Origin of the sequence: Nocardia sp. NPDC005366 (assembly GCF_040606855.1) — a bacterium.
Lineage (GTDB): Bacteria > Actinomycetota > Actinomycetes > Mycobacteriales > Mycobacteriaceae > Nocardia.
Genome location: NZ_JBEXFQ010000007.1, coordinates 176,914 through 189,409, shown reverse-complemented (window position 1 = coordinate 189,409; position 12,496 = coordinate 176,914). Strand labels below are relative to the sequence as shown.

The window sequence follows — 12,496 nt, the reverse complement described above, 5'->3', positions numbered from 1 at the left end:
GCGTTCCGGTATGCGGCCGGGACGCGGGGGCGCGGTGGGAATTCGCGACGTTCTACCGCGGCGCCATGCGCAGCGCGCCGTCCATGCGGATCGTCTCGCCGTTGAGGTAATCGTGCTGGACGATGTACTGCGACAGCTGCGCGTATTCGTCGGGGCGGCCCAGGCGCGACGGGAACGGCACGCCCGCTTCGAGGCCCTTGCGGTATTCCTCGGTGACACCGGCCAGCATCGGGGTGTCGATGATGCCGGGGGCGATGGTGTTCACGCGAATGCCGAACTGCGCCAGGTCACGCGCGGCCGGAACGGTCATGCCGTGCACCCCGCCCTTGGACGCGGAGTACGCGATCTGGCCGATCTGGCCTTCGAACGCGGCGACCGAGGCGGTGTTGATCACGACGCCGCGCTGGCCGTACTCGTCGACGGCGTCGGTCTTCGAGATCGCGTCGGCGGCCAGGCGCATGACGTTGAAGGTGCCGAGTAGGTTCACGGTGATGACCGTGCGGAACAGTTCGAGATCGTGCGGGCCGTTCTTGGACAAGATGCGTCCGGCCCAGCCGACACCGGCGCAGTTGACCACGATGCGCAGCGGAGAGCCGGATTCGACGACCTTCGCCACGGCCGCCGAAACCTCTTCGTGGCTGGTGACGTCGGCGGGGATCAGGGTGACGCCCGCGGGCACGTTATCGCCTGCGCGCTCGATGGATTGGGGCACGTCGAGGCCGAAGACGGTGGCGCCGAGATCGGCGAAACGCTTGGCGGTGGCGGCTCCGAGGCCGGACGCGCCTCCGGTGACAATGGCGGCGGTACCCGAAATCTCCACGATGGTCCTCTCGTTCGTGACAGCCAGTTGGCCTTTCGTCAATTGCACCCTAACGGGTGCGCGGCGCGAAGAGGTTCACGGCTCCCCGCCAACCCGGTTCGCCCGTGTGTTTATCAACGAACAGATATGTTCATCGGTGGTATCGTCCGCTGTATGAAGCTGTTCGCCGACGGCGGGGTCGCCGGTCGGAAGGTGTTGATCACGGGGGCGGCGCGCGGTATCGGCGCCGTGCTGGCCCGGCAACTACATGCGCGCGGTGCTGCGGTCGCGTTGCTGGGGGTGGAGCCGGAGCAGCTCGCGGAGGTCGCCGCCGACTGCGGTGACGCACCGTGGCGCTACTGCGATGTGGGCGATCCCGCGCAGGTGGACCGTGTGGTGGACACGCTCGTCGCCGAACTCGGCGGACTAGACGTGGTGGTGGCCAACGCCGGGGTGGCCAAACAGCTGGCGCTCATCGGCGGTGATCCCTCGATCCTCGAGGAGACACTCACCGTCAATGTGCTCGGGGTGTACTACACGTTGCGCGCCGCGGGTCCGCATATCTGTCATCCCCGCGGCTACGTGCTGATCGTTTCCTCGCTCGCCGCCGCGGTCAATCTGCCGCTGGCAGGCGCTTACAGCGCGTCCAAGGCCGCCGCGGAGGCGCTTGGCCACACGCTGCGCAACGAGATCAGGCACACCGGCGCCAAGGTGGGCATCGCCTACTTCGCCGAACTCGACACCGATATGACCACCCGCGGTTTCGGCACCGCCGCCGCGCGCGAAATTCTCGGGCGCTCGACGGTATCCGGGGTCGCCCCGCTCGGCCCGGCGATCGACGGGATCGAACGCGCGATCGCCCGCCGCAAACGTCAGGTCGTTTCGCCCTGGTGGGTGTCGATCGTGCTGCCGTTCCGGCCGATCGCCCAGTACGTCATCGATATCGCGTTGCGCAGGGGAGTCGCGGCGGCACTGGACATCGCGCGCACCGAGGACGCACCCTTCACCACCGACCAACCTTCGCGACCCCGCAGAATGGAGCGGCCCGCTTAGCCCGATCCGAACCCGGAGTCACGCATGACCGAACTCCCAGGCACCTCCCGACAACTCCCTCGCGGCCGTCACGGCTTGCCGCGGGAGCAAGTCATCGCCTCACAGCGGGAGCGGATACTCGAGGCGTTGGCCGACGCGATGGCCGAGAGCGGTTATGTGGGTACGTCGGTCGCGATGATCCTCAAGCGAGCGGGGGTGTCGCGGGAAACCTTCTACGAACAGTTCCGCTCCAAGGAGGACTGTTTCGAAGCCGCCTACGAGCGGGCCGTCGCGGGCCTGCTCGCTCGGATCGACGAGGCGATCTCCGACGAGGACGACGCGTCACCGGAGCCGAGGGCGAAGGAGGATCGCATGGCGCGCATCCTCAGCGCGTATTTCGACGGCTTGGTCGCCGAACCGGCGCACGCCAGGCTATTCCTCGTCGAGGTCTACGCGGTGGGGTCCAAGGCGATCACGGGCCGCGCGCGCCTGCAGGAATTGTTCGTCGCCCTGATCGCCGACGCGCTCGACGCCCGCACGGAGGCGCAACGCTTCGCCTGCCAGACATTCGCCGCCGCGGTGGGCGCGATGGTCACCGCCAGGATCGCCGCGGACGATCTGGACGGCCTGCGCGGCCTCGAACAGCCGCTGCTGGATCTGGTCGCCCGCAGCGGTGACCTCTACGGCCACGCCATGGCCTCGGACTGAGTCGTCCGCCGCTACGAACGGGCGTCAGCCGATTCCACCTCGATGTCCGCGGCGGTCGGGTGGGCGGTATCGCGCCTGCGCAGCAGCAACAGCGCCCCCGCGAGGGCAGGCACCGACACCGCGATGGCCGCGCTCGCCGCGAAGGCGAGGCCGGGCAGTGCCGTTGACAGCAGGGTGGCCGTGCCGAAGTAGAGGAACAGCAGACCCGCGCCTATGCCGATGACATGTTCCGGCAGATGTTTGCCGACCAGGATGCCGACGCCGATGGCGAGCGCGTCCGCCGCGACCATGCCGAGGGTGGAGCCGATCCATACGCCGAGCCAGTTGTTGTCGGTGGCGAGGGCCGCGGTCGCGAACATGGTCCGATCACCGAGTTCGGCCAGTAGTACGGCCGACAGCACGACGAAATAGGGCGCCCTGGTCGAACGCGGCGGTGCGGGTTCGGCCTCGGGATCTCCCGGGGTGAAATGTTCGCGCAGTGTCCAGATGCCGACGGCGAGGAAGGTCAGTGCCGCAGCCAAGGCGATGGCCCTGGTCGGCAGGGCGACGCCGAGGAAGTACCCGACGCCGACGGAGATGACGTGCACCGACGCGGTGGCGGTCGCGATGCCGCCGAGAACGACCCACCAGCGGTAGCGCAGCGCGAATGTCAACGCCATCAGCTGGGATTTGTCGCCGAGTTCAGCCAGGAAGACGATTCCGATGCTGAGCAGAATCGTGGTGGTCATGGGTAGCTCCGAATCTTCGGCCTGCCTGCCGGAGATCGGGGTACGCCTCCGGCCGACAAACGAACATGGTTTGTCAGGCCGAAGGTCTCGCCCACCGGAAATCCACCGGTTCACGTAACCGGATTCACCTGCCCTCGCGGGCCTGGGAATCAGTATGTCGACTACATGATTGGGGGCTACTCCCCTTCGCTGTGCACGACTCTACCCGGACGGTGGCGGTCTGCCAAGTCCGCCCTTCTCCAAATCGCCCCTCGCACAATAAGTTTGGAGATCCGTGCGCGGAACTTCGGGTACCCTTACGCGGCCAGCAGCATAGCCAGAACCGCGGTATCGGGATCGCTGATCGGATCGAGCCCGACCCGGCTGACCAGGGAAGTGATGGTGCCGTCCGATTCGGCTTCCACCCACGCGGCACGATGTTCGAGGCCCAGGTGCGGTACGCCGGGCAGCAAGACGCAGCCGGACGCGGCACCCGCGCATTCGGGCAGCGACGGCCGGGTTTCCGAGGGCGGATGCAGCATCAGCAGGGCGGCGGGCATATGGTCGGCGAACCGTCCGGGAGTCAGCGCCTCCTCGCCGAGTACCGGGCCCTCCGCCATCACCAGTCCGACCGTGCCCGGCATCGGTTCGTCCGGCAATTCCTCGCGTACGCCGAATACGGTGGTCGTGGTGAGCAGGCCGGGCATGGTGGCGACCCGCACCGCGAGAACGAGGACCTGCGCCCATTCCTTGGTGGTGTCGGGCCAGCGGCCGGAGATGACGAAACCTCGCAACGATCCGTGCGAGTGGAACGGCGTGATGCCGATCGGTTCGTTGATTCGCATGGTGCCTCCCGTCGTGGAACCGGGGGCGGCTTTGCCCGTCCTCGAAGTAATGGACTGACAATGAAGCACGTATCACCTGGCACACAAGTACCAAAGAGTGCCAATACGTCTCTTACACGCATTCCGGACACCTTCGTGTGGCGCACGACACGCAAACGGGCCCCTACCGTCGTGCGACGGTAGGGGCCCGTGGACGTTCGCGGGTGATCGTTACCCGAAGATCAGGCCCTTGCCCTGGCTGACGGCGCGGGCGAAACGCTCCTGCACATCCTCCCAGTTGACGACGTTCCAGAACGCGGTCACGTAGTCGGCCTTGACGTTCTTGTACTGCAGGTAGAAGGCGTGCTCCCACATGTCGACCTGCAGCAGGGGGATGATGCCGAGCGGCACGTTGGCCTGCTGGTCGTAGAGCTGGAAGGTCAGCAGTTTCTGGGCGAGCGTGTCGTAGCCGAGCACGGCCCAGCCGGAGCCCTGCAGGCCGTTCGCGGCGGCGGTGAACTGCGCGCGGAACTTGTCGAACGAACCGAACTGGTCGTCGAGCGCCGCGGCCAGGTCGCCGACCGGCTTGTCGCCGCCGTTGGGGGAGAGGTTCTTCCACCAGATCGAGTGGTTGACGTGGCCACCCAGGTGGAAGGCGAGGTTCTTCTCGTTCAGGAAGATGGCGGCGTGGTCGCCGGCCTCGCGAGCCGATTCCAGCTTCTCGAGGGCGGTGTTCACACCCGCGACGTAAGCGGCGTGGTGCTTGGAATGATGAATCTCGTTGATCTGCCCGGAGATGTGGGGCTCCAGGGCGCTGTAGTCGTAATCCAGATCTGGCAGCGTGTACTCAGCCACGATGTCCCTTCCTAATGTCGGGCTGGGTGCGCCCGTATTCTCGAGCACACCCAACCATCATTCGTACACCCGGTGGGTCCAACCCGGTCCGAAGCCTCCGGTATTCCGGCGGCCACCGATTCGGTGGCGGGCCGCATGCCTTCTCGCGGAGAAATCGGCGTCCGTCGGACCCCGCGCATACGATCGAACCATGTCGTCCTGCGGCGGGCCAGCGGGGTATTCCGGTTGTGCCACTTGCCGAACGCGGCGTGGAGGGTCGTGCGGCGGTATGCCGAACCGGCAAGAAGGGCTACCGCACCCGGTGAACGGATGCGGTAGCGCGCCAACGATGATCGGGACCGTACGCGGAGGTCAGAGCGGCGGCGCGATCCCGGGACGGATGGTCTGCGGGTCGCCCGCGTCATGGGCTTGCCACCAGCGCACCCCGCCCGCGATGAATTCGGTCAGTGGGATCTCGCGGCCCTCGGTGTCGTTGATGACCATATTGTCGAACCACACCCGCACATCCAGTTCGCGCGGATCGATGCCTTCCTCCTGGGAGAACTCCAGGACGTGGGCGCAGACGTGGTTGTCGATCCTGGTGTCGAAGCTCAAAAGTTCGCTCCACAGCGCCCAGCCGCTGTCGTCCAGGTCGATGAATTCCCAGCCGTGCAGCCTGCCGCCCCCGAAACTGCGGATGGCATCGCTGAGGCCGTCGAGCTGCAACGGCAGCACCCTGGGTTCCAGGTCGTCCCAGCGCTGTTCGCGCAGTGATGCCGCGACGCGTCCGACGCCGAGGAAGGTCAGTGAGACCTTGAAATCGTGGATCGCGGGCGCGTCCGTCGGCAGCGTCAGCACTTCGAGGTCGAGTCGCAGCGTGCGCGCCGCGGAGTCGACCCGCAGTCCGAGGCAGGTCGCCTCGGACAATGCCGTATTGAGTCCGGTTGTATCCAATCCGTCGAGTAGCCCCCTGCTCACGTTCATGAGCCCAAGGCTACCGACAGTGTGGGCGCGCACCGGGTATTTCAGTTATTCGCTAGTGTTCTCGTTTTTTTGTGGAACCGAATCGTCTCGCGCGCCGTCCAAGTAGTTGTCGGGATCAACACGGCCACGGTCCCGAGGTGGCGGCGAATGACCGCTCCGGGATGTCAGGAGGGGAGTTCCGGAACGGTCGTTCGCAACGTCCCTGTTCAGCGCTGGTCTGCCAGCACCGCCGGAACGGATCGCGGGCGGACGGCTCGATAACGGAAACGGCGATATTTCGAATCATTCGACCGTCGCCACCTGTGGATCAGGCTGTGGATTGTGTGGATAACTCTCATGGAGATATGCACAGGTGCGGCCATGTCCGGACGCTCATTAGGATTCGCGGCGGAAAACAAACTCAAGGGCTGGATACTCCACCAGAAACGAATCCAAGCCTCGGTGGGAGCCGCTACTCCCCCGCGCTGTCGCAGTCGTGGCAGGATCGAATCGTGACGAGTCCCGAGATTCAATCGGTGCCGGTGCACTCCCTGCCCGGCGAATTCGACCAGACCGACCGTCCCGACGGGGTGGGCCGGGCGATCCTGCTCGACGTTCGCGAGGACGACGAATGGGGACTCGGTCATGCGCCGGGAGCACTGCATATACCGATGGCCGATGTGCCGGCCCGGGTCGATGAATTGGCCTTCGACACCGATCTCTACGTCATCTGCAGGCAGGGCGGTCGGTCCATCGAGGTGACCAGATACCTTGCGCACGTCGGATTCGACGCGGTCAACGTCAGCGGTGGCATGGTGGCCTGGCAGCAGGCCGGACGCCCGCTGGTCGCCAAGGGCGACCGGCAGGCGAAGATCTACTGACGAGGATGCCGTGCTGATGCGCGCGGACGTCAGCGAATGCCGGTGAGGAGACAGCCATGAGTACGGTGGTTCAGCCGTGTGCCCGGTGCGGCGCGCGCTGGGCGGTGCGCGGTGCGCCGATGCACTGGTGCCCGCGCTGCCGCGGCGTACTGCTCTCGCCCGCGCCGATCGACGCTCCCGCCGAGCGCCGCAACTACCGCTGGGTGGCACGGCGTCCCGATCAACGACCGAAACGCGCGGGTGCCTCCACCCGGTCCGCCGCGCCGGCGGGCACACCGGGATACACAGAGATGCCGCGCTGGGGGCTCATCGATCAACTGCCCGCCGAGGTCGCGGTTCCGCGCCGCCGCCTCGCCGGTTTCGGCAGGCGGGTCGACGCGCTGCTGATGGTCACCGCCATCGTCTTCGTGCTCTCCGCGCTCGGCGAAGTGGTGCGCTACCTGATCCTGCTGCGCAATCGCACCCACTTGATCGACCCGTTCGTGCTGCGTATCTCCGATGCGTTGGTCATCGGATCCGCGGCGCTCTCGCTCGTATTCGGACTCGCTGCCGCCGTCGGGCTCGTCGTGTGGCTGGTCGACGCGCGTCGCGCCGCGTACGCGAGGGCGGGACTTCGCGATCCGCGGCGTCCACGCGCCCTGGCGCTCGGTTGCCTCGTCCCGGTGGTCAATCTGCTCTGGCCCGGCGTATTCCTCACCGAACTCGCGCTGCGCAGGCAGGATCCGCGGGCCGTGCGCGCCATCCGGATCTGGTGGCTCGCCTGGGTCGTCGGCGGCGGGCTCGCCGTCACCGCGCTGATCTGGCGGACCGCGGATTCGCTGCAGGTCAAGGCAGACGGCGTCGTCTTCACCGCGTTCACCGATGCCTGGGCCGCCGGTATCGCCGTGCTGACGCTGTGGGTGGTGCGTTCGCTCGACGGGCGAGATCTGCTCGGACGCGCCAGGACCGCGCGACGCTGGGTGGTCGCGGCCGACCCGGTCGTCCACGTCATCGAACCGCTGCATCCAGGCGCGGGAGTCGCCGCGCGCGCGGATGCCGAGCCCGTCCGGAATGCGGACGAGGAGGACATGCCCGAAGATCGGGATACCGACAACGCTGTGGACCGTGAACAGCAGGAGGTTTCGGCCAAGTGAGCCAGGGCAATCGCGCGCCGTTCGTCGTCGCGCACCGGGGAGCTTCGGCGGCGCGTCCCGAGCACACGCTCGCCGCCTACGAACTCGCGCTGGAGGAGGGTGCGGACGGTGTGGAATGCGACGTCCGGCTCACCAGGGACGGGCATCTGGTCTGTGTGCACGATCGGACCGTCGACCGCACCTCCTCGGGCACCGGCCTGGTCAGCGAGATGACACTGGACGAATTGCGGGAGCTCGACTTCGGTGGTGCGGGCGCGCCGGTTCCCGTCCTCACCTTGAGCGAATTGATCGAACTGGTGCTGGATTGGCGCAGCAGGCCGACCAAACTGTTCATCGAGACCAAACATCCGGTGCGCTACGGCGCGCTGGTGGAGAACAAACTGCTCGCCGAACTCCAGCGCTTCGGTATCGCGACCCCGGCCTCGGCCGATCATTCGCGGGCCGTGGTGATGTCGTTCGCCGCGTCCGCGGTGTGGCGGGTCCGCCGGGCGGCGCCGCTGCTTCCGACGGTATTGCTCGGCGAATCCTCGCGCTACCTGGGTGGCGGCGCCGCGACCACGGTCGGGGCGACCGCCGTCGGTCCCTCGGTGAAGACATTGCGCGACCATCCGGATCTGGTCGACAAGGCCGCCGCGGCCGGACGCGCCACCTACTGCTGGACTGTCGACGACCCCGACGACATCCAACTATGCTCCGACCTGGGCGTCAGCTGGGTCGCCACCAACCATCCCGGCCGGACGAAAGCTCTGCTGTCGAGCTGAGACGTGGCGTGTGGGGTGTGCGGGGTCCGGGAGAGTAGTTTGACCATCCGTGGGAAAGAGCAAGCGCAACAGTCCTAAGCCCGGAGGGAACCGGGCCCAGCGTCTCGCCGAGCGCAAGGCCGCGCTGGAGCAGTCGGCGCAATCGGTGACACGTCCGTTCGAGGGTCTGGCCGCGGAATGCGATCTGGTGGCGCTACGCGAGTTCGTGCCGTCGGCGACCGCGACGCTGAAGCTGTCGCCGGAGGTGGCGGCGGAGCGCCCGGTGGTGCTGGCCACGGTGCTGCCCGGCGCCGTGGCCGCGCTGGTGCGCGCGGGTGATGACCCGAGCGGCTTCGTCGCCGCCCAGGTGCAGTACCAGGGCTCGGACCCGGCGGCCGATATCGCCGCGTCCATCCTGTGGACCCAGTCCGCCGAACCCGGTGAATCGCTGGCAGCGGCGCAGAGCGTGGCCGGAGGGCCACGACTGGCCGATGTCATCGATCCCGGCGCGGATCTCGAGCTGACCGTCCACCAGGATTTCGACTGGTGGGTGCCGGAAGGCGTGCAGCCCGACCCCCAGGTCGCCGCGACCATCGAACAGGCCAAGCAGGCGATCATGCCGTCCGCGCGGCTGGATCTCGGGCCGGACGCGATCGGCGCGGCCTGGTGGGTCGACGCCGGAGAGAAGGCGCATGTGCGCTGGGTGCGGCCCGAGAACGAGGACGATCTCATGCTGGCGCTCGCGCGGTTGCACGCCTCGGGTGGGCTGCATCTGGGCGAGGGCTCCCGATTCGCCGGCTCGTTCCGCACGCACGGACTGCTCGTGCCGGTATTCGATCTGGATCCGGAGCGGCACGCGAACGAATGGATCGACGCGGCGAAGGAATTCGGCGCACGGCTGGCAGAGGCAGTGGCCGTCGATGCTCCGCTCTCGGCCGACGAGCGTCGTTCGAGGGACGGGCTGCGGTCGCGTCAGATCACCTTGCGATGAGTCACGAAGTCTCTTGGAGAATTTTGTGAAAAATGCTTCCCTCTAATGCCCGCCTGGTTACGTTTCTCGCCATCACCGGCAGCTGGTTAAGGTAAGGCGAACCTAGCGGACTGATGAGGAAAGTAGGGACACCATGGAAGCCATTATCGGTTTGCTCGCCGTGCTCCTCAGCTCCCTCAGCGCCTCGTAAAAATCCGAGGAAGAAACGAACGGGTGGCCGCAGCGCATACCACGGCTGCCGCATTTCGACGACAGGCCCGGCTCGTCACGACGAGCCGGGCCTGTCAAACGAAAAAGGGGGATCAGATACTGCCGCCCGCGATCGGCGGAGCGCCGGACGCATCGGCTGGTCCACTCATTTCCCGGCGAATGAACTCTTCCAGATCGAACAGATTCGACCCGGCTCGTTCGGTGACGGTGAGCAGGGTGGTCATATTCGCGACCTCCTCGACCTGCTCCTTCAAGAACCACTGCATGAACTGTTCACCGAGGTAGTCGCCCTCTTCGCGCGCGGTGCTCGCGAGCCGGACGATCTGGTCGGTGACGTTCTTCTCCTGGGCCAGTGCCATGGCGATCACGTCACGGGCACTCTCGAATTGCGACTTCGCGGAGTCGACACCGGTCAGTTCGACGCTGATATCCCGGTCGAGGAAGTACTTCACGATCATGAGGGCGTGATTACGTTCTTCCACGGCCTGCTTATAGAAGCGATTGGCCAGAACCGGAAGATCCGCATTGTCGAACCACACCGCCATGGCGATGTACTGGTGCTCGGCATTGAATTCGTGCCGGATCTGGTCGTGCAGCAGACCATGGAATTTGCTGGTAGGTGATTCCGGATGGCTGGACATGACACAGACATTATCGCTGGTCATCGTGCGTGTCATCCAAGCACACCCTTATTGAGGCTAGTATTGCCTAATTACTTTCCAGCCGCGCCCGCCATTTTCGGGGCGGTGCTGTCGTGCCGGACAGAGGGTGATTCGCGGGCGATGAAGTCCTCCACATCGAACAGAGCGTCATCGGCGCGGTCGATCACCGACAGCAGGCGCGTCATATCCGCGACATTCTCCAACTGCTCCTTCAGGAACCATTGCACGAAGCCTTCGCCCAGGTAATCGCTGGTTTCGCGGGCGGAGCGCGCCAGGTTGGTGATCTGCGCGATGCCCGCGCGTTCCACCTCGAGCAGGTATGCGACGGCCGCGCGCGGCGAATCGAAATCCGACCGCACCTCGTTCAGCCCGCCCACCCGGACCTCGACATCGCGGTCGAGTAGATACTGGATCATCCGCAGCGCGTCGCCGCGGTGTTCGGAGGAGCGGGCGTAGCAGTGCGCGCCGAGCCGGGGGAGCCGCCGGGAGTCGAAATACACCGCCGCCGCCAGATACTGCTGGGCCACGGTGAGACCCTGTCGTATCTGGTCGCGCAGCAGGATTGTGAAGGACACATCGGTCTCGGACATAGGTTCGACGCTACCGGGTGAGCAAAGCGTCCGGCACGGGTTGATCCGACGCCAGTGCGTCGAAGAATTGACTGGCCTTCGTCTTGTCCCAGACCAGCACATTGCCGCTGTCGGTGTCCTCGAAGCCGCCGATCGGCACCGTGGTCGCCACGGTATCGCCGCGCATCGCCCAGCCCAGTCGTCCCAGATCCCACAGGTGATCGCCCTCGTCCACCTTCAGCGAGTCGACCGTATCGGTGGCGAGGGGCCACAGCTTGAACGGATTCGCGAGGGTGGCGCCGGAGGTGGCCTTCTTCAGTAGCGCCGCCATGAACAACCGCTGATTGTTCATGCGGTCGATATCGGCCAGGGCGGTGGCCCGACTGCGCACGAATCCCAGAGCCTGCGGGCCGTCGAGCTTTTGGCACCCCGGCTGTATATCGATCCCGGCAAGCGGATCATCGATCGCCGTTGGCACGCAGATATCGATGCCGCCGAGTGCGTCGACGATGCCGGCGAATCCGGCGAAGCCGATCTGGGCGTAGTGGTCGATCCGAAGGCCGGTAGCGATTTCGATGGTCTGCACGAGCAGTTGCGGGCCGCCGAAGGCGAAGGCGGCGTTCAGTTTGTCCTTGCCGTGGCCGGGAATCCCGACGTAGGAGTCGCGCGGCAGGCTGATCAAGGTGGTATCGCCGGACTTCGGGATATGCACAAGCATGATGGTGTCGGTGCGCTCCGGTCCGACTTCGCCTCCGGTGGCGAGTTCCTGCTCCTGTTCCGTGGAGAGTCCGCCGCGCCCGTCGGAACCGACGAGCAGCCAGTTGGTCCCGGGCGTGTCACCGACCCGGTCCGCGTAACCCGCGAGCGCGTCGATGCGGACGAGTTTGCCGTCGAGATGGAAGACGGCGCCGATCGCGGCCAGGATCAGCACGAGCAGGAATACCAGCGACCACCGGAACGGATGACGTTTGCGGCGGCGGCGCGGCGGCTGCGGTACCCGGCCGTGTCCGCTCGGCGGCGGTCCGGGCGGACCCGAGCGCGGTGGCTGATCGTTGCGAGAGGGTTTCGGCCGCTGGGGCGGCGCCTGTCGCTGCCGCGCCGCCGGGTCATCGAACGGCTCGGGTCGCTGGGTCGGCGCGTGGGTCTGCCGGGACGGGCGCGGCGGCGTACGCCGGATGATCGGTTCGGCAGGCGGCTGGGAATAGGCCAGCGGCTGCTCCACGGGGTCGCGGCGCAACACCCTGGTCGGTTCGACACGTGGTGGTATCGGGCCGCCGCGCTGCTGGTGCGGCGGTTGCGGCTGTCGGGCGCGCTGCCTCGGATCGCCGTGGGGTCCCGGCGGTGGCGGCGGCACCCCGCGCCTGCGGGCGTTGAACTGGGGGTCGTCGCCGTTCATCGTTTCGACTCTACTTATCCAGGATCGCTGGTTGTGGTGCGGCGAGC

At 66.6% G+C, this 12,496-nt stretch carries 14 protein-coding genes; 6 read left to right on the top strand and 8 right to left on the bottom strand.

The window, feature by feature from the left end; all coding sequences use genetic code 11:
- Positions 1 to 52 precede the first annotated feature (52 nt).
- Positions 53 to 820, bottom strand: a complete 768-nt coding sequence (locus ABZS43_RS11060) for an SDR family NAD(P)-dependent oxidoreductase (RefSeq protein ID WP_355035672.1) — start codon at positions 818 to 820, stop codon at positions 53 to 55.
- Between the two features lie 126 nt (positions 821 to 946).
- Between ABZS43_RS11060 and ABZS43_RS11055 the strand changes: the two genes are divergently transcribed.
- Both ABZS43_RS11055 and ABZS43_RS11050 read left to right on the top strand, forming a co-directional pair.
- Positions 947 to 1,852, top strand: a complete 906-nt coding sequence (locus ABZS43_RS11055) for an SDR family NAD(P)-dependent oxidoreductase (protein WP_355035671.1) — start codon at positions 947 to 949, stop codon at positions 1,850 to 1,852.
- Between the two features lie 24 nt (positions 1,853 to 1,876).
- Entirely contained in the window at positions 1,877 to 2,539 is a 663-nt protein-coding gene (locus tag ABZS43_RS11050; RefSeq protein WP_355035670.1) for a TetR/AcrR family transcriptional regulator, read from the top strand.
- Between the two features lie 11 nt (positions 2,540 to 2,550).
- On the opposite strand, the gene ABZS43_RS11045 is transcribed toward ABZS43_RS11050, so the two are convergent.
- The 4 genes from ABZS43_RS11045 to ABZS43_RS11030 all read right to left on the bottom strand — a co-directional run bounded on the left by ABZS43_RS11045 (position 2,551) and on the right by ABZS43_RS11030 (position 5,888).
- Entirely contained in the window at positions 2,551 to 3,267 is a 717-nt protein-coding gene (locus tag ABZS43_RS11045) for a TMEM165/GDT1 family protein (RefSeq protein ID WP_355035669.1), read from the bottom strand.
- 296 nt (positions 3,268 to 3,563) lie between these two features.
- Positions 3,564 to 4,091 (bottom strand): peptidase, encoded by a 528-nt coding sequence (locus ABZS43_RS11040; protein WP_355035668.1) that lies wholly within the window; start codon positions 4,089 to 4,091, stop codon positions 3,564 to 3,566.
- Between the two features lie 210 nt (positions 4,092 to 4,301).
- Positions 4,302 to 4,925: a superoxide dismutase gene (locus ABZS43_RS11035; protein WP_355035667.1), complete on the bottom strand. Its 624-nt coding sequence runs from the start codon at positions 4,923 to 4,925 to the stop codon at positions 4,302 to 4,304.
- Positions 4,926 to 5,276: 351 nt separating this feature from the next.
- A complete protein-coding gene (locus ABZS43_RS11030) occupies positions 5,277 to 5,888 on the bottom strand; it encodes a hypothetical protein (protein ID WP_355035666.1) in 612 nt (203 codons plus the stop codon).
- Between the two features lie 521 nt (positions 5,889 to 6,409).
- On the opposite strand from ABZS43_RS11030, the gene ABZS43_RS11025 reads away from it, so the two are divergent.
- The 4 genes from ABZS43_RS11025 to ABZS43_RS11010 are packed head-to-tail and all read left to right on the top strand — an operon-like array spanning position 6,410 to position 9,612.
- Positions 6,410 to 6,748 (top strand): rhodanese-like domain-containing protein, encoded by a 339-nt coding sequence (locus tag ABZS43_RS11025; RefSeq protein ID WP_355035748.1) that lies wholly within the window; start codon positions 6,410 to 6,412, stop codon positions 6,746 to 6,748.
- Between the two features lie 56 nt (positions 6,749 to 6,804).
- Entirely contained in the window at positions 6,805 to 7,881 is a 1,077-nt protein-coding gene (locus tag ABZS43_RS11020) for a DUF4328 domain-containing protein (protein WP_355035665.1), read from the top strand.
- Positions 7,878 to 8,642, top strand: coding sequence for a glycerophosphodiester phosphodiesterase (locus ABZS43_RS11015; protein WP_355035664.1), 765 nt, complete (start codon positions 7,878 to 7,880; stop codon positions 8,640 to 8,642). Before ABZS43_RS11020 ends, ABZS43_RS11015 begins: the two co-directional genes overlap by 4 nt.
- Before the next feature lie 49 nt (positions 8,643 to 8,691).
- The gene (locus tag ABZS43_RS11010) at positions 8,692 to 9,612 is read left to right on the top strand and encodes a DUF5926 family protein (RefSeq protein ID WP_355035663.1); all 921 of its coding nucleotides are present in this window, start codon (positions 8,692 to 8,694) and stop codon (positions 9,610 to 9,612) included.
- Positions 9,613 to 9,914: 302 nt separating this feature from the next.
- On the opposite strand, the gene ABZS43_RS11005 is transcribed toward ABZS43_RS11010, so the two are convergent.
- From ABZS43_RS11005 to ABZS43_RS10995, 3 genes are all read right to left on the bottom strand, one after another.
- Complete coding sequence (locus tag ABZS43_RS11005) at positions 9,915 to 10,463, bottom strand: ferritin (protein WP_355035747.1); 549 nt, start codon at positions 10,461 to 10,463, stop codon at positions 9,915 to 9,917.
- Between the two features lie 71 nt (positions 10,464 to 10,534).
- Positions 10,535 to 11,074, bottom strand: coding sequence for a ferritin-like domain-containing protein (locus ABZS43_RS11000; protein ID WP_355035662.1), 540 nt, complete (start codon positions 11,072 to 11,074; stop codon positions 10,535 to 10,537).
- A gap of 10 nt (positions 11,075 to 11,084) precedes the next feature.
- Entirely contained in the window at positions 11,085 to 12,449 is a 1,365-nt protein-coding gene (locus ABZS43_RS10995; RefSeq protein WP_355035661.1) for an LCP family protein, read from the bottom strand.
- Between the last annotated feature and the right edge of the window lie 47 nt (positions 12,450 to 12,496).